The 14441-nt window shown below is 55.7% G+C and carries 17 protein-coding genes and 1 pseudogene; 7 read left to right on the top strand and 11 right to left on the bottom strand.

The window, feature by feature from the left end:
- The first annotated feature begins 122 nt into the window (after nt 1-122).
- Together KUIN1_RS00695 and KUIN1_RS00690 are read left to right on the top strand one after the other, a co-directional pair.
- Nucleotides 123-593 (top strand): Lrp/AsnC family transcriptional regulator, encoded by a 471-nt coding sequence (locus tag KUIN1_RS00695; protein ID WP_002555835.1) that lies wholly within the window; start codon nt 123-125, stop codon nt 591-593.
- 83 nt (nt 594-676) lie between these two features.
- Nucleotides 677-925, top strand: a complete 249-nt coding sequence (locus KUIN1_RS00690) for a hypothetical protein (RefSeq protein ID WP_024640064.1) — start codon at nt 677-679, stop codon at nt 923-925.
- A gap of 100 nt (nt 926-1025) precedes the next feature.
- Here KUIN1_RS00690 and KUIN1_RS00685 read toward each other — a convergent pair whose 3' ends face one another.
- The 9 genes from KUIN1_RS00685 to KUIN1_RS00645 form a co-directional block, all read right to left on the bottom strand.
- Nucleotides 1026-1700, bottom strand: a complete 675-nt coding sequence (locus tag KUIN1_RS00685; RefSeq protein ID WP_058398379.1) for an HAD family hydrolase — start codon at nt 1698-1700, stop codon at nt 1026-1028.
- Between the two features lie 372 nt (nt 1701-2072).
- Nucleotides 2073-2372, bottom strand: a complete 300-nt coding sequence (locus KUIN1_RS00680; RefSeq protein WP_003401679.1) for a hypothetical protein — start codon at nt 2370-2372, stop codon at nt 2073-2075.
- A 129-nt stretch (nt 2373-2501) separates the two neighbouring features.
- A complete protein-coding gene (locus tag KUIN1_RS00675; RefSeq protein ID WP_003401678.1) occupies nt 2502-2867 on the bottom strand; it encodes a histone-like nucleoid-structuring protein, MvaT/MvaU family in 366 nt (121 codons plus the stop codon).
- Between the two features lie 229 nt (nt 2868-3096).
- Complete coding sequence (locus KUIN1_RS00670) at nt 3097-3534, bottom strand: GFA family protein (RefSeq protein ID WP_104722992.1); 438 nt, start codon at nt 3532-3534, stop codon at nt 3097-3099.
- A gap of 83 nt (nt 3535-3617) precedes the next feature.
- Nucleotides 3618-4058: a DUF805 domain-containing protein gene (locus KUIN1_RS00665; protein ID WP_152091776.1), complete on the bottom strand. Its 441-nt coding sequence runs from the start codon at nt 4056-4058 to the stop codon at nt 3618-3620.
- 16 nt (nt 4059-4074) lie between these two features.
- Entirely contained in the window at nt 4075-4431 is a 357-nt protein-coding gene (locus KUIN1_RS00660; RefSeq protein ID WP_003318145.1) for a DUF4190 domain-containing protein, read from the bottom strand.
- Nucleotides 4432-4701: 270 nt separating this feature from the next.
- Nucleotides 4702-6252 (bottom strand): M10 family metallopeptidase C-terminal domain-containing protein, encoded by a 1551-nt coding sequence (locus KUIN1_RS00655; protein ID WP_152091775.1) that lies wholly within the window; start codon nt 6250-6252, stop codon nt 4702-4704.
- A 239-nt stretch (nt 6253-6491) separates the two neighbouring features.
- Complete coding sequence (locus tag KUIN1_RS00650) at nt 6492-7313, bottom strand: SDR family oxidoreductase (protein ID WP_011266208.1); 822 nt, start codon at nt 7311-7313, stop codon at nt 6492-6494.
- Nucleotides 7314-7670: 357 nt separating this feature from the next.
- Nucleotides 7671-8294 (bottom strand): NAD(P)H-dependent oxidoreductase, encoded by a 624-nt coding sequence (locus KUIN1_RS00645; protein WP_152091774.1) that lies wholly within the window; start codon nt 8292-8294, stop codon nt 7671-7673.
- 137 nt (nt 8295-8431) lie between these two features.
- Here KUIN1_RS00645 and KUIN1_RS00640 point away from each other — a divergent pair, with 137 nt between their 5' ends.
- Nucleotides 8432-9013 (top strand): TetR/AcrR family transcriptional regulator, encoded by a 582-nt coding sequence (locus KUIN1_RS00640; RefSeq protein WP_232060009.1) that lies wholly within the window; start codon nt 8432-8434, stop codon nt 9011-9013.
- A gap of 80 nt (nt 9014-9093) precedes the next feature.
- On the opposite strand, the gene KUIN1_RS00635 is transcribed toward KUIN1_RS00640, so the two are convergent.
- Nucleotides 9094-9864 (bottom strand): SDR family NAD(P)-dependent oxidoreductase, encoded by a 771-nt coding sequence (locus KUIN1_RS00635; RefSeq protein ID WP_152091773.1) that lies wholly within the window; start codon nt 9862-9864, stop codon nt 9094-9096.
- 244 nt (nt 9865-10108) lie between these two features.
- Between KUIN1_RS00635 and KUIN1_RS27855 the strand changes: the two are divergent.
- From KUIN1_RS27855 to KUIN1_RS00620, 4 genes and pseudogenes are all read left to right on the top strand, one after another.
- A pseudogene (locus KUIN1_RS27855) lies at nt 10109-10459 on the top strand (IS5/IS1182 family transposase); the annotation flags it as partial.
- Between the two features lie 84 nt (nt 10460-10543).
- Complete coding sequence (locus KUIN1_RS00630; protein ID WP_152091772.1) at nt 10544-11596, top strand: 2-ketoarginine methyltransferase; 1053 nt, start codon at nt 10544-10546, stop codon at nt 11594-11596.
- Nucleotides 11593-12756, top strand: coding sequence for a beta-methylarginine biosynthesis bifunctional aminotransferase (locus tag KUIN1_RS00625; protein ID WP_060406310.1), 1164 nt, complete (start codon nt 11593-11595; stop codon nt 12754-12756). The genes KUIN1_RS00630 and KUIN1_RS00625 overlap by 4 nt, the downstream gene beginning before the upstream one ends.
- 64 nt (nt 12757-12820) lie before the next feature.
- Nucleotides 12821-13453, top strand: a complete 633-nt coding sequence (locus KUIN1_RS00620) for a LysE family translocator (RefSeq protein ID WP_003401644.1) — start codon at nt 12821-12823, stop codon at nt 13451-13453.
- Nucleotides 13454-13667: 214 nt separating this feature from the next.
- On the opposite strand, the gene KUIN1_RS00615 is transcribed toward KUIN1_RS00620, so the two are convergent.
- Nucleotides 13668-14432, bottom strand: a complete 765-nt coding sequence (locus KUIN1_RS00615; protein WP_152091771.1) for a hypothetical protein — start codon at nt 14430-14432, stop codon at nt 13668-13670.
- Nucleotides 14433-14441 lie beyond the last annotated feature (9 nt).

The raw sequence follows: 14441 nt of genomic DNA, 5'->3' as shown, positions 1-14441 counted from the left end.
CTGGGTGACGCAGAGCGTCACGAAAGGCATGCCAACGCGGAGCATTGGCACGATAGTTACCGCAGTCAGACCTCCATCGTTTCGCACGATCAATGTAGAGCGACTAACGCAGGAAACCGCTAATGGACAAATTCGACCGGGCAATCCTTGACATCCTGCAAACCGACTGCACTCGTTCGGTGGCGGACATCGCCGAGCGTATCGGCCTGGGCAGTACCGCGTGCTGGCGGCGTATCCAGAAGCTGGAAGAAGCCGGCATCATCGACCGCCGGGTCGCGTTGCTCAATCCGCAACGGCTGAACGTGTCAGTCAGCGTCTTCGCCGCCATCCGCACCAACCAGCACAACGCCGCCTGGCTCGAACAGTTTCACGCTGCTGTCGGCGAGCTGCCTGAAGTGGTCGAGTGCTACCGCATGGCAGGTGACACCGACTACATGCTGCGCATCGTCGTAGCCGACATTGCAGGGTACGACGCGGTGTACAAGCAACTGATCAGCATCCCCGGCATCAGCGACGTGAGCTCCAGCTTCGCCATGGAACAGATCAAATTCACCACCGGTCTGCCCTTGCAATACGCATCGTTTGGCGGCTGAGCGCAGCCACGCTCATCGATTGAATCGAACCCTCGGCCCAATGCCACGTCCACATTATTTGGCAGACGAAAAAGGTGGCTGACATGACAACCGATCACATACTCACAGACAGCGTGCCCAAAGAAGACCCCGCCAGCCCGCAACTCGGCCAGTACGACCGCGAAGCAGACCCGGTCCTCGCCATGAACGCGAACAGACCCGGCGTCGGCCCGAAAAAAGGCGACGAGTTGAAGAAGCGTACGGAACACGACGAGACTTACGATGAAGGTGAGCCGGAAGTGGACGACGCCGACAGCGTCTCGGATGAGGGCGGCGGCACTCTGCCGGGCTGAGGAAGTACAACCGTCGCACTGAGGTGATGCAACAGCTCAAACGTGTTCCTGCAGGTACGTTGAGCTGCTCACTTGGATTGGAAACGATGAATCCGTAGATTCAAGGCCGAGAAGCGATCTCGTCCAGATGATTCAGCAGATCCAGCGGGTCCTCATACACCCTCAACGCGCCAGCACGCTCAAGCTCGCCGATGTCATAGCCGCCCGACAGCAGGCCAACGCCGGTTGCCTTGCAGCGACGCGCCGCCAGCATGTCCCAGATCGCATCACCGATCACCAGGCACTCGTCGATCGGTGCGTTTATCTTCTTTGCGGCTGCCAGGAACAGATCCGGATCGGGCTTGCCGTAGCTCACGTCATCGCGCGTAACGATGTTGATCGTGGCGATGTCCAGTTTCAGCGCCTTCAGGTTGATCGTCGCCGTATCGATCCCGCCACTGGTGGCGATGCACCACTTGAGGTTTTCCTTGTCGAGCGTCTCCAGCAACTCGACAGCGCCGGGCAATGCGATGATCTGCCCTTGCAGCCGCTCGTAAGCCTGAGCATGTTTCTCGCTGAGCCGTTCGGCTTGTGCTTCGCTGATGTTCACGCCGGTTTCACGCGACAGTGATTTCAACATCAGCCCGCCGCTCATGCCGATCTTGCGGTGAATACGCCACATCGCAAGCGGGATGTCTTCTGCATCCAGCGCTTCTTTCCAGGCGGCGACGTTTTGATAAACACTGTCGGTCAGCGTGCCGTCCAGGTCGAAAATGAAGGAGGTCTGGGGTCTCATAGGGTTACTCTTTTTGAATGCGGATTGACCATCTGGCGAGGTCCGGAGCGTTGTGGTCGACACCTGTTCGGCGGTATCGGGAATGCGGCCTCATCAATGAAGCGAGGCTGTACCGGGCTTCAAATACGGCGTTGCCAGATGGCGGGAAAGGGTTGTTTTTTGAGGTCACACGCGTTCGAGTATGGACTAGAGCAAAGCGAAGGTAGGGGCGCGTTTTATAGCGCGCTCCGCAGCCATGGCCTGAATGGGATGCTGAAATGACCATCGTGCCAATGCTCCGCGTTGGCACGCAGTTCGTGACGCTCTGCGTCACAAAGCTACAGTCCGGCAAGACAGCCCCAAGGCCTACAGAATCGCGTGTAATCAGAATGATTACTGGTGAGTGTCCACATTCTCAGCCGGATAAAACTCGCCCTTGCTTCCCATCCTTTCCAGCCTGTCACGAACGAGCGCCTCGACGCTGGCTAATGCAGCCTTATCGTCGGGGTCGACCAGTTGCAGGCACAGGCGCCGGGCGTTCTGATCGTGGGTTCCCTCGCTGAGCATGTCGTGGGTAGGGACTTGTTTGCCACGCCACAGACATAGCTCGGTATGAGTACCGCCGAGCCATATTTCGTTGACTGATCTAAGGTCGGTGGAAGCCAGTTGGTCCACGGTGATCGTCTTGTCCATTGCGCTGTACCTTTTCAGTGAGTCGATACAGGTCAGACGAACAGCCGCCGCGGATCGTTCCCGGCGTCGGCTGTTCAACAGCGCCAACGGTGAAGAGTCGACGCCCTGAATCAATCGACAGGCAAGGCTTTACTTCTTCAGCCAACCCTCGACAACATCGGAACCATGCTCCGCCTTCCACTCCTTCAGAATCTTGTGATTCCCACCCTTGGTCTCGATTACTTCACCGGTTTTCGGATTCTTATAAACCTTGAGTTCGCGCGGTTTGCGTTTGCCCGCTGGTTTCTCGACGGTCTGCCCACGGGACGAAGTCTGTGGGTCCAGCAGATTGATGATGTGCTTCAGGCTGAAGCCATAGTGCTCAAGCAGCTTGCGCAGCTTGGTTTCGAACTCGATTTCCTTCTTGAGCCCCTGGTCGCCTTTCATCGTCTCCAGTGCCTGGAGTTGCTCGGCGAGATGCTTTTCCAGCTGACGGTATTCTGCGAGTTTGGACATGGTATTTTCCTTATAAACAGGTGTGCGTAGTTATTGAGAGAGATCGTGCCCGTTACAAGTTCAGCCTATTTTCCGTAGCGGCGCAGTGGCTTCCAATACGCTGTAGTAACACGATAAGCCAGATTCCCCGGGGCTTCCGGTTATTTTCAGAAAATGCGATTTTCCGGGCGCGCGTCAGTAGCGTTCGATCAGCGCGGTCACTGAGATCGCTCGGGCGATTTACCTCATCTCAGGAAGTAGTATCAGGGATGTAGCGTAGGTATCCAGCGATGTCCGACCCGCTTCCAGCAGCTTTATCCGCAGGATGAATTCGCCCCTCGTTGACTGGAACCAGTTCAAAATCAAATGGACTGATTCCTTCAAGGCAGGCCACGTTAACTCCGTACTGAGCCGGGTTGGAGCGTCGTTGATGATGTGTATATATCCCGCATTGTGAGCAGAAATAATGCTTCGCTTGCAGGGTGTTGAACTGATAGAGCTTGAGCATCGCCTCGCCGGAAGTGATCTCTATATCCTCCAGGGCTGCTGAAACCGCGATCGCACCGCGCATGCGGCAATAGGAGCAGTTGCAGCGCCGGACGGTCTTGAATCCGTCAGTAAGCCGAACTTGAAATCGTACAGCGCCGCAATGGCATGTGCCTTGTAACGTTCCGTCAGAGGTGTCCATATAAAAGTGACTCCGGCTATGGGCTGCGCGGCAGCGAAAAGCCTGTGAAGATGTGGCCAGACGACCACATTTTCACACCGTCTTTACTTAGGACTTGGCCCAAAACGGTTCGGTCCTGGATGACCTTCCTGAATCAGGAACACAAGGTTGGCAATCGGTACCAGCAGCCACCAGCCACTGCGATCCGTGTCGTGCAACCTGCGAACACCCACCGCGACACCTGGGACCAGCACGGCCAGGGAGTAAAGGTTAGCGATAATGCCGCCATCACCTATCAGCCCGCCGATAAAGCCGAGGACAATCGAGATCAAGATGTTGAACAGAAAAAACATCCAGTATTCTTTTCTGCGTGCTCTGCCCGTGAACACCGCATATTTTTTCAGAACTTCTGTATACCAGCTCCACGCAGGCGGGTTATCGGTGCTCGCACTGGCTGGCGAAATAACCAGCTGCGGAGCCCCGCAGTGCGGACACGTACCAGCGTCATCACTGATTTCCTTTGCACAACCACGACAAAATACCATCTCATTCTTCCCTAAATCAGTTAGCTATTAATCCAAAAAATATCAGCAGCGATACTGCTGACAAGACAGTGCCTGCTATCGCTATTCCGTTGCCAGGCAACTTTTTGTTGATGCTGATGACGCCCAGAACCAGTCCGGCTATCGAGCACATGCCGAGCCCGACGACGGTATCCAGATCCCATTCACCATCGTCGAACAATGCCAGCGAGCAGAGGATGCCCAGCACCAGAGAGACGATAGCCATCCACGGAGAGCCAGTCTGTTGTAGCTGTTTCGCGGGAGTTGCAGAGACCTGACTGGCGCCACATTGCGGGCAGTTGAGTGCCGTTTCATGTATTTCCTTTGCGCAGCCACGACAGAAGACCATCGCCATTTTATTTCCTTATATCGAGTAGCTTTCAGACCACTAGCAAGCGATTGAACGCCCGTAAATTCTGGGTTAAAAGGTTTGTATTGCCAAGAATTAGTTAGTTTTATTTATAATTTTGGCGACTGCGCAACGTTTTGAGGTGTTTTGCAGTCAGTCATTTACGTTGGCTTGTTGCATCAGCTGAAATGGGAGCGCCTGTTCCAAGTTTCAGTGGGCTTTCGTGTCTGACACGAAAGCAGGCAAGTAAAGGTGGGGCGAGCTGTTCAAGTGATGTCAGCTCGCGAGGTCGACGGCGGTTTGACCAACCAGCGCCACGTCTGCCGTATCGGCAACCACCAGGTCGGCGTTGGTGAGCTCTCGCGTGTAGTCGAACCCTACTAGCGTGACCTGGAAAGCATGCCCATCGGCGCCTGGCTCGCGACTGCGCAGGTAGGTACGGTCAGTGTTTTCATCGTAGGTCATGCTCAAGGTGCCGTCGCGGCCGTTGCCAAAACCGGTCACGCCGAGCGCAGCGACGTCGAGCTTGTCCTGGCCCCAGATGAAATCAGTGATCAGGTCGCTGCTGCCGGCATGGCTGTCGGCGCTGCTAGTGAACACGAAACGGTCGTTGCCTGTGCCGCCGGTGAGCTTGTCCGCGCCCAACCCACCGGTCAGCACGTCGTCACCGGCGTTGCCCTCGAGGATGTCGTTTCCGGCGCCACCGGCCAGGGTATCGTTGCCCCAGTAACCATAAAGCGTGTCGGACTTATCACCGCCTGCCAGATTCACCGGGGTGATCGGCTGCGGGCTGGTCACAACCGTCGCATCACTGGGCGGGGCGAACAGCACTGTGCTGGTGTTGAGCTCATTGACATGGTTGCCACTGAGCAGAATTTCGAAGCGGTTACCGTTGGCATCGGCCTCTAATGATTTAAGCGCGGTTGCATCGCCGGCGAGGTTGAGAACCACCTTCAGCGTACCGTTGTAGCCGTTACCCAGCCCGGTGAAGCCCAACGCGGACACGTCGATCATGTCATGGCCGTTGCCACTGAAGTCGGTGATCAGGTCGCGGCTGCTGTAGCTGCCACTGGCATCGTTGCGGTAGCTGTCGCTGAGCCGGGTATACACGAAGGTGTCGGCACCCGCGCCGCCGCTCAGAGTGTCGCCGCCGGCGCCGCCGAATAGCCGGTCATTGCCCGCACCCGCTTCGACGGTGTCGCGGCCAGCGCCGGCCTTGAGCGTTTCGCTGCCGTCGGTGCCCACCAGCAGGTTGCTCTTCGAGGTACCGTTGATCAGCGGTTGCAGGTTGGCATCGGTAATAACGCCGCTGTTGGCCAGAAACTGCACGGCAAAACGATGGCCGTTCTGGTCCCGCTCGTAGCTTTCCAGAAAGTAAATACCGCGCAAAGGCTCGCTACGAATGTGCAGGGTATCGCCATAGCCGTTGCCTAAATGGCTATAGCCCAGGGCCGACACGTCGAGAATATCGTGGGCAGGGTCAAAATAGCTGATGGAATCGGTGGACTCACCTGCGCCATTGATATAGCTGTCGCTGATGCGCTCGAAGCGGAATACATCGTTGCCGGCGCCGCCGCTCAAGGAGTCGGCTCCGGCACCGGGGACCATCACATCGTTGCCACCCCCGCTGACTATATAGTCGTTACCGTCCCCACCCATCAGCAGTTCATTGGCCAGCCCACCGCGTAGGGAGTCGTTGCCAGGAGTGCCCTGCACGATGATGAGTTCGATCGGGTTGTTACTGACCTGGCTAGTGGCCCTCGCGACTTGCAAGTTCGCAAGCGCCGTGGGATTGGTGACGTCCTTGATGTCGACTGTCTGGGTCATGCCGTGCTCCTTACCTGCTGTTGGTCCACCGAGAGTGTGGTGTGACGCCAGTAATGCCGTCTCGTTGATAGCAGTGGGCCTTATCCGACGAAGGGGTTATAAGCGGCGGGGTTGATGCACATCGTTATGCGGCGGCTGTTTAGCCTTAGCGGCTCCAAGCGGAGGGCTATCTTGGGTCTAGAGCTGCCCGTCACCAAAGACAGCTTTCGACCCATTGCAGCTATTCGTGCGGGCAGTTTTCAGGTTTCGCTGTCATCCAATACCACTGGCGTCGCTGCCGAACCCGCCAACAGACCTCCATCAATGTTGAACTCGCTGCCGGTAATGTACGTAGCCTCATCGGTGGCCAATAACAGGGCCACAGCCGCCACTTCTTCAGGCATACCAAATCTTCTGAGTGGAGTGTCTCGAACAAGTGCAGCCATTCGCTCTTCACGACCTGCATCAGCACCCAACATGGGCTCCCATATAGGGGTGAGGATGGCGGCCGGATGGATCGAGTTGCATCGAACTTTCAATCCTTGCTCGGCGCAGTAAAGCGCCACCGTCTTGGTGTGATTGCGAACGGCGGCCTTGGACGACGCGTACGCAGCAGCGCCAGGAATACCGACCAGCCCGGAGCGAGAGGAGATGTTGATAATGGAACCCGTTTCCGTATGGCGCATGGCTCGTATAGCGTACTTGCACCCGAGAAACACACCATCGAGATTGGTGTGATGTACGGCTTGCCAGTCCTCCAGACGCGCATGCTCTGGGTCGTGCTGGACAGCGCCCTGCTCAAACCCGGTAATGCCCGCGTTGTTGACCAGTACATCGAGGCGGCCGTGCGCTTTTACGACATGCGCTGTCACTCGCTGCCAATCTTCTTCGCAGCGCACATCAAGATGCAGATAACAGGCACGATCTCCCAATGCTCTTGCTGTCTCTCTTCCGAGTACGTCGTTTATATCAGTGACGTAAACAAAGCAGCCTTCCTGTAAAAACCGTCGCGCAATCGCGGCGCCGATCCCTTGAGCCGCACCTGTAATGATCGCGATCCTGGATGTCAGTTTATTGTCCATAAATGAAGCCTCCGTCGTAAGGCGTGTGCAACAGCTTTTAGAGAGAGTCTATGTCCTATGCAGTGCCATCGCCTTCAAACGCATCTGATTGGGTAGCCGGGTTGCGGGTAGCCCAGACTTTAATTTTTACACTCGGCGTACGTCTTGATCTTGGCGTATCGCCAGTGCGTACCGACCCCGTCAGGCCTCGTCGAGACTCGAAGCCATGTGCCTGACCACCTGGGTGTGGGGTCAAATGGTAATCATCGGCGAGCGGTTGTAATGGGGCGAAAGCTAACACTGGCGAAGGATTGCTCTCGGTCCGAAGCGGACATCAAAGTAGCGCTATTTGAGGTTGGGACCGGCATGTTCTCGATATTAGAGACTTTCAGTATCTGCCGTTGAAGGTGAGGCTTCGCTGCTGATAATGCGTCCCAACTGTTCGGCCATTTCCAGAGCATGAACGGCACCTGAGTTTTCGCTATTCAGCAATAGCTTCGAAATATGCACTTCAGCCCCACAATAACCAAAGATGCCTTGGTCCATCTGCGTTTTCATAGCAGTGCCGTAGCCGTGGCGTTCGTAGGTCAACGGATCAGCACCGCCTATGCCTATCAAATGTACTGACAACTTTCCGAGCTTCTTTGTAAGAGAGCCCTCTGGATCGAAATCAAAGGCCCAACCATTGGAGAACACTCGGTCAATCCAACCCTTGAGAAGTGCAGGCATGGACCACCAGTAAATTGGGTAAACCAGGATGAGGGTAGCGGCACGTTCTATACGCGCTTGCTCTCGCTGAACATCAAGTGGGGGAGAGGCTTTGTGGCGATGTACCTGCAGGTCAGCCTCAGTGAAGCAAGGATTGAATGCTTCTTGCGCGAGGTTGGCGACCTCTACGACTGAGGCAGAATCACCTAGTACGATACCTTTGGCCACCCTCGCAGCGATGGAATGGGTGAGCGACTGTGACTCTGGATGAGCGATGACGATGAGGACGTGCATTACGATTCCTTCCGTTGCCTTGAGGCGGGCGGTTGCCGACTATATACTTTTGGTAAGTAATGCTCGCAATCTACTAATGGTATATAGAGATGTCAACGTCTAACCGAAATCAGGCAGACCCCACCAGAAGGCAGCGGATGATCAGAGAGGATCGCCTCCGTCAGTTGCTCGATGTCGCGTGGAGATTGGTAAGGGAAAGGGGGTCCGATGCGCTCACCTTGGGTCGACTTGCCGAGCAAGCCGGGGTTACGAAGCCAGTTGTGTACGACCATTTTGCTACCAGAGCCGCACTGTTTGCGGCCTTGTACGAAGATTTTGATCAGCGCCAGACAGCCCGCATGGACATTGCGATAGCCGCCAGTGAAGCCACGCTCGACGGCGTAGCGAACGTCGTAGCATCATCCTATGTTGACTGCGTATTGCTTCAAGGCCATGAAATAGCGGGTGTTATTGCTGTGCTATCCAGCACACCAGAGCTTGAGAAAATCAAACGCGAATATGAGGCTAAGTTCCTTATCAAGTGCCGAACGTGGTTCTCGCCATTCCTGAAAGCAGGGGAACTGGGTTTGTCGAGTCTGCACGCAATTGTAGGGTGCGCTGAATCACTTTCGGCCGCCGCAGCGCGTGAAGAAATTTCTTCGGATGACGCCAAAAAGGAGCTGATGGCTGTGATTGTGGCAGTTGTTCAGAAAGCAGGGCGAGGAGGACTTGAAAAGTGACAGGCTACTTCTGGCCGGAACAGCCCGCCAGACAGACCGACCCAGGCTTACAGCAATTTCATCCTCACCAGTGAAACAAGTCACCAGACAATAGGCTTGTCGTCCCAGGCCCAAAAGGTCCCGCTGTCGGTCGGGCCATGCGCGCCTACCACCTCAATGATGCGCTCCGCCGAGAAAGCCGGTTCGAACAGTTGGCCTTCGGGTACGTTCGCCTGAAATGGCTGAGACAGCTCCGTATCGGTCGTGCCAGGGTGTATTGCCAGGACAGTAGAGGCCGGGTTGAGGCGTTTCAATTCGATACTGGCCGTGTGCAGCAACTGGTTGAGCGCTGCTTTGCTGGCTCTGTAGCTGTACCAGCCACCCAAGCGGTTATCGCCAATAGAGCCAACCCTCGCGGAGAGCGCAGCGAAAGTAGAGGGTTGTTTGCGCAATAGCGGGAGTAGGTGTTTGAGCAGCAGGATCGGTGCAAAGGTGTTGGTCGCGAAACTCGCTTGCAGGCTCGCAAGTGTCAGTTGTGCCAGGCCCTTTTCTGCTTTTGCGCCGTCCTGATGAAGGATGCCTAGCGTACTGATGACCAGGTGCAGATGATCGCATCCATCAAGCGTCTCGCTCACGAGTGCTTCGAGGGATTGTTCATTGCGCGCGTCGCAGTCGACGCGTTTGATGCGTTGGCCATATTGCTCTGCAAGCTTTTCCAGTTCTGTGGAGGTGCTGGCTTTTCGCGCCACCGCCCATACCTGAGCCACATCATCGCGAGCAAGCAACGCCGCGCACAGTGCCAGGCCGATACCTCGGCTGGCTCCGCATATCAGCACGTTAGCGTCGCTGTTCAGTTCCGGTATCAAACTCATAAGGCACCTTGAGAAGCATGGCTGAAGTGATTTTTTGACTTCGCGGCAAGACATTATGTTCAGGTGGACCGTTGCTTACCAATAGGGCGTTCAACGAAAAGGGTTTTATGCTGCTGCGTCGGCCATAAGCCACTCTAGAAAATTCATAACTGTATCCCGAGATATATGCTCAATCTTTCACAGTATAAAAAAATCAAATGAGAGAGAAATAAGCAGTCCTGGGTATATAGGCGCTGCCACTTGGCCCGGAAAACAGGGACGACGACATGAACATGATCGCTGATTACGGATTGACAAGGGTTATGATACTGAGCCTTTACGTCACTACTTCGACCGTCACCGAATGACGCCTGTGATACCGTTACGCGCCATTGCGCACAACCCCAAACCTGGCGTGCTTCGACTATTTGATCGGCCAAAGTATCGACAACGAAACATCATTGAACAGATACCTGAAGGCATCGGCATTCACTACGAAAACCTGGCTGGAAGCTTTGCCGCCATGGCCACGCTGGCCTGCAGTCTACGCTGCATGCAGCAATACTTATCGTACAAAAGCCAGCAACGTCAAGGATGGAGAGCAGAATTTTTTTGAGAAAATTATTCACACTCTTTTTTATTTTGTGCAAAGATACAAACATTAACGGATTAATCAATCACCCAATGGACATTGCAAACAATGACTCTGCTTGACGCTATCCAACGCGAAAACACTGGCTTTGAGACAACCCTAATTAAGGGCATCGAACCGATCCGGCAGTTCGTTCTGGCTATATCAATTTATCATCTGTTCGATGCAAAATTATTTTCCTTGCTGATTAAACACCCGGTTGCCTCGCTGGATGTGGCCTGTCATGAGCTCGGGATGGATAAAGAGAAACTACTTGGTTTATTCAGGTACCTGAAGAACGAAGGGATTCTTCTGGAAACAATAGACGGTTTCTCATTATCAAAAGAAGGGCACGCGCTGGCACCTTTCGAAGGCTGGTATGTGATGCTGGTCGGCGGCTATGCCACCACTTTTCTACAAATGGGCGAACGCCTTCAGGAGGGCGCTGGCTGGGCCACCCGCGACGCAACCAAGGTCGGCGTAGGTAGCTGTGGTATCAGCCACTTCGACGCGATCCCCTTGACCAGGTCTTTGATGGCCAAAGCTCCCGGTACATGCACAAAACTGCTGGACCTGGGTTGCGGAAACGGGCGATACCTCGCCGAATTCTGCAAGGCCCTTCCGCAGATACAGGCTTGGGGCGCCGAACCGGACCGCGGAGGCTTCGAGGAGGCTGTAGACCTGATCGAAAAAGAAGGTCTGTCGCATCGGGTTCACATCAGCCACAGCGGGGCAGTCGAATTCCTGGATTCGGATTTTAATTTCGAGCCCGATTTCATCGTGCTGGGTTTTGTGCTGCATGAGATCCTTGGCCAGGCCGGTCGACCGGCAGTGATCAACTTCCTGAAAAAGATTGTCCACCGTTTCCCCGCAATCAACCTGATCATTATCGAAGTCGACAACCAATTCGACAATGCCGGCGCAATGCGCCACGGCTTAGCGCTCGCTTATTACAACCCTTACTATCTGTTGCATTGCTTCACCAATCAATTGTTGGTGCAGGACGCTGATTGGCTGGATATTTTCGCCGAGGCTGGCTTGTCCCTGATCACCCGCGAGACGACGTCTGACCAGGTTGACTCGACCGGTCTGGAAATCGGCTATCTGCTGCGGAGGGCATGACCTTGGCATACAACAAACGCCACCAAATCGTCCGACCCGATAGTTGCCTGAGTATGCTTCAGCAGCGCCTGAAATACGCTCGTTCGGAGCTGCGAGATTCGGCTTGCTACTTCGTGGAGAATGTTCCGGTGTGGCCAGGTGCAGCGTCACCGACTCCGTTTGCCGCCAGCAACGACATCTTTCAATACGCTGACTGCAATGGCGCCCCACCCTTGATCAATACCCTCTGCGACCGCGATAACGCGCTGTACGGGCTCGATTTGTCAGGCGAGAATTTCCTCGTCACCAATGGCGGAATGCACGGCTTGTCACTCGTGTTTCGGCAGATCAAGCGCCGTAGCGCCGAGGCTGGCTCAGCGGTGTGCCTGGCTCCGGTATTCGGCGCCGTCCCCGCCCTGCTGGAAGCCACCGGCTACGACCTGATCTACTACCGGATGAGGGCTGCCTTCCCTACCGTCGAAGAGGTCCTGGCTGTATGCCGCGCAGACACCAACCTGGTGTACCTCAACTTTCCACATAATCCATTGGGTGGGATTTACTCAGACGCCTTTATGGAGGAGCTGGTGCCGAGTCTGGCCGAGCGCGGCATCTCGCTGGTGCTGGATATGGTGTACGACTCCTTCATCTTCGACGACCAGAAGATACGCTCACCATTCGCCTGCACAAGCGATCTTTCGTCACTCTACACCGTTAATTCAGTGTCTAAGAACTACGGCTCGCCTGGTTTGCGGATCGGCTGGGTAACCTCCTCGCCGGACAATGTCGAGGCAATGGCGGGGATGCTGGAGATTGAATGTGTCGCCGTCTGCTCGCCTGCGCAAACCAAGGCCGCGTCCTTGATCTCGATGGGAAACGCGCCGCTACACCAACAAGTGGTCAACAGCCGGGCCATTGTCCGAGAGTTCCTCGGCCGCCACCTGTCGAAGTATGCATCGCTGCCGCCAGCGGGCACCCAGGTGTTCGTCAACCTGCCAGTACACGACATCGAGGGTTTCGCCGATCAAATGCTGGGCGAGTACGGCTTGGTGCTGGCCACGGCGAGCAATTATTCAGGTGCCCAAGGTGCGCACATCCGTATCCCCACCGGCTACCCGGAATCGGTCACCCACAACGCCCTCGACCTGCTTCGCCAAGGCATCGAACGCTACGCCGATGCCTGAGTAAAAAAGCAAATACGGCCCGCATCCTGCGGGCCGAACCGTCGACGCATCGAAAACTTACTCAATGAATGTACATCTGTATCTTTCGTTTATCCTCACGAGCCTCATCGTTCTTGTCGTTCCAGGGCCAAGTTTTGCTTATGCAATCGCCGTCGGAATGCGCAGCTCCCGACAAGTGATCTTGCGCAACGCACTTGGCATGGCGCTCGGTGGGCTTACCATCACCATGGCGCTCGCGTTCGGAGTAGCCCAGCTCTTTGCAGCCTATCCGGCCGCATTCGTTGCTCTGAAGTTTATCGGGTGTACATACCTTGTCGCGCTGGGGATTCGCACATTCCTTACCCGCCCCGAGCCCAAACACGCGTGCAAAATAGAAACGTCAGCAACACCGCTTTTACAAGGGTTCATAGTCGAAACCGCGAATCCAAAGGCTATCCTGTTTTACGTTTCGCTCGTTCCTCAGTTCGCTGATCCGGAGCTCGGTCACATGGAAGCCCAATTGCTGATTCTTGGGGCCACCTTCGTTGCTCTACAGGTCACATGGGACATCGCTTTGATGCTTGGAGTACATCGGCTCGGAGCAATTGCAGGAGGCCTCATGTCCACGAAGTCCCAGCGAATCATTAATCGAATAAGCGGGACCACGTTTATCGTGCTGGGCCTGGCCTTGCTCACTCAGGAGCGACCCGTTAGCTGACCGGTAATGTGCTTCCTATAACACCCCGTAAGCGTGGCGTCAGTAACAGGGTCGGAGTCACGTTCGACTCTACGCGCTGTAAAGGAGCATTCCGATCAGGCTCGCACGCGAGTCTGTTTTTAACGCAGGCAGCCACTTATCGTAAGGAGCCTGGTGTGGTGCTTCTGAAACACCACACTGATGCATGCACGAATTCAGTGGAGCAACTATAGCCCTACCGCTTCGCCAACAACCGCGCCAACCCAGCCGTCACCACGACAGCCAGTAAAACGGCAGCCGCGATAGACAGAAGCGCGCCCCATTGCAATATGGAGTACCGGAGGGTCAGGTAGAAACTCACCACACCGACGGCGCCAATGGCATTGCCGCGGATTATCGCTGCCAGTTCATAACGCCCGCCTTGAACATGGACGAACACTGCAAGCGGCCAGGCGATCACCGGGATGGGCGCCAGCAGTCCACTGACCACCGGCCCGAGCCAGGTGGCGCTTGCGGTAATCGCCAGCAGCAGAAGCGTGGCCGTCAGCATGCGCATCGGAATGACCCAGCGCGGCAGTGCCACGTATGACGCTACGTCCGGCGGTGTCTGTTTCGAGGTGGCAACGATGATCAATGCAACCATCAGCAGCGTAAAAATGATCGACAGCGCCAGTAAGCCCGACAGGTTCATCAGAAAGGCCGTCGCGCCATACACCGCCAGAGCCAGGACGCATCCCGTCAGCGCTGAAACGCGTCGAGTGATCAGGAAATAAAACAGGTAAGTCGCCTGAATCGCCGCCAGCCCGGCCAATGCCCCAGGCACCGCCATCGAGGCGAATTGGGTGCCTTGCTCGAGGCTGAGAAACAGCATGACCAACGCCGAGGTCATCGGCAGGCCGGAAAGCAGCCCTGCCACGCCGGTACCCCAGCGCTTTGCCGCCAATGAAATGGCCAGCATGAGCGCGGGGGTGATGAGTAACTTGAGGTAGAAGGCCGTCATGCAGAAAAC

This window comes from Pseudomonas sp. KUIN-1 (genome assembly GCF_009176725.1).
GTDB classification, from domain to species: domain Bacteria; phylum Pseudomonadota; class Gammaproteobacteria; order Pseudomonadales; family Pseudomonadaceae; genus Aquipseudomonas; species Aquipseudomonas fragariae.
The sequence above is the reverse complement of the archived record's forward strand: the minus strand, read 5'-3'. Positions and strand labels throughout refer to the sequence as shown.

What these genes read in the sequence shown, in the direction of transcription:
- KUIN1_RS00675 (WP_003401678.1), bottom strand. Translation starts at nt 2,867, where the DNA reads ATGTCCAAACTCGCAGAATACCGTCAGCTGGAAAAGCATCTCGCCGAG.
- KUIN1_RS00695 (WP_002555835.1), top strand. Translation starts at nt 123, where the DNA reads ATGGACAAATTCGACCGGGCAATCCTTGACATCCTGCAAACCGACTGC.
- KUIN1_RS00650 (WP_011266208.1), bottom strand. Translation starts at nt 7,313, where the DNA reads ATGGACAATAAACTGACATCCAGGATCGCGATCATTACAGGTGCGGCT.
- KUIN1_RS00670 (WP_104722992.1), bottom strand. Translation starts at nt 3,534, where the DNA reads ATGGACACCTCTGACGGAACGTTACAAGGCACATGCCATTGCGGCGCT.
- KUIN1_RS00620 (WP_003401644.1), top strand. Translation starts at nt 12,821, where the DNA reads ATGAATGTACATCTGTATCTTTCGTTTATCCTCACGAGCCTCATCGTT.
- KUIN1_RS00640 (WP_232060009.1), top strand. Translation starts at nt 8,432, where the DNA reads ATGATCAGAGAGGATCGCCTCCGTCAGTTGCTCGATGTCGCGTGGAGA.
- KUIN1_RS00660 (WP_003318145.1), bottom strand. Translation starts at nt 4,431, where the DNA reads ATGGCGATGGTCTTCTGTCGTGGCTGCGCAAAGGAAATACATGAAACG.
- KUIN1_RS00635 (WP_152091773.1), bottom strand. Translation starts at nt 9,864, where the DNA reads ATGAGTTTGATACCGGAACTGAACAGCGACGCTAACGTGCTGATATGC.
- KUIN1_RS00665 (WP_152091776.1), bottom strand. Translation starts at nt 4,058, where the DNA reads ATGGTATTTTGTCGTGGTTGTGCAAAGGAAATCAGTGATGACGCTGGT.
- KUIN1_RS00690 (WP_024640064.1), top strand. Translation starts at nt 677, where the DNA reads ATGACAACCGATCACATACTCACAGACAGCGTGCCCAAAGAAGACCCC.
- KUIN1_RS00615 (WP_152091771.1), bottom strand. Translation starts at nt 14,432, where the DNA reads ATGACGGCCTTCTACCTCAAGTTACTCATCACCCCCGCGCTCATGCTG.
- KUIN1_RS00625 (WP_060406310.1), top strand. Translation starts at nt 11,593, where the DNA reads ATGACCTTGGCATACAACAAACGCCACCAAATCGTCCGACCCGATAGT.
- KUIN1_RS00685 (WP_058398379.1), bottom strand. Translation starts at nt 1,700, where the DNA reads ATGAGACCCCAGACCTCCTTCATTTTCGACCTGGACGGCACGCTGACC.
- KUIN1_RS00680 (WP_003401679.1), bottom strand. Translation starts at nt 2,372, where the DNA reads ATGGACAAGACGATCACCGTGGACCAACTGGCTTCCACCGACCTTAGA.
- KUIN1_RS00655 (WP_152091775.1), bottom strand. Translation starts at nt 6,252, where the DNA reads ATGACCCAGACAGTCGACATCAAGGACGTCACCAATCCCACGGCGCTT.
- KUIN1_RS00645 (WP_152091774.1), bottom strand. Translation starts at nt 8,294, where the DNA reads ATGCACGTCCTCATCGTCATCGCTCATCCAGAGTCACAGTCGCTCACC.
- KUIN1_RS00630 (WP_152091772.1), top strand. Translation starts at nt 10,544, where the DNA reads ATGACTCTGCTTGACGCTATCCAACGCGAAAACACTGGCTTTGAGACA.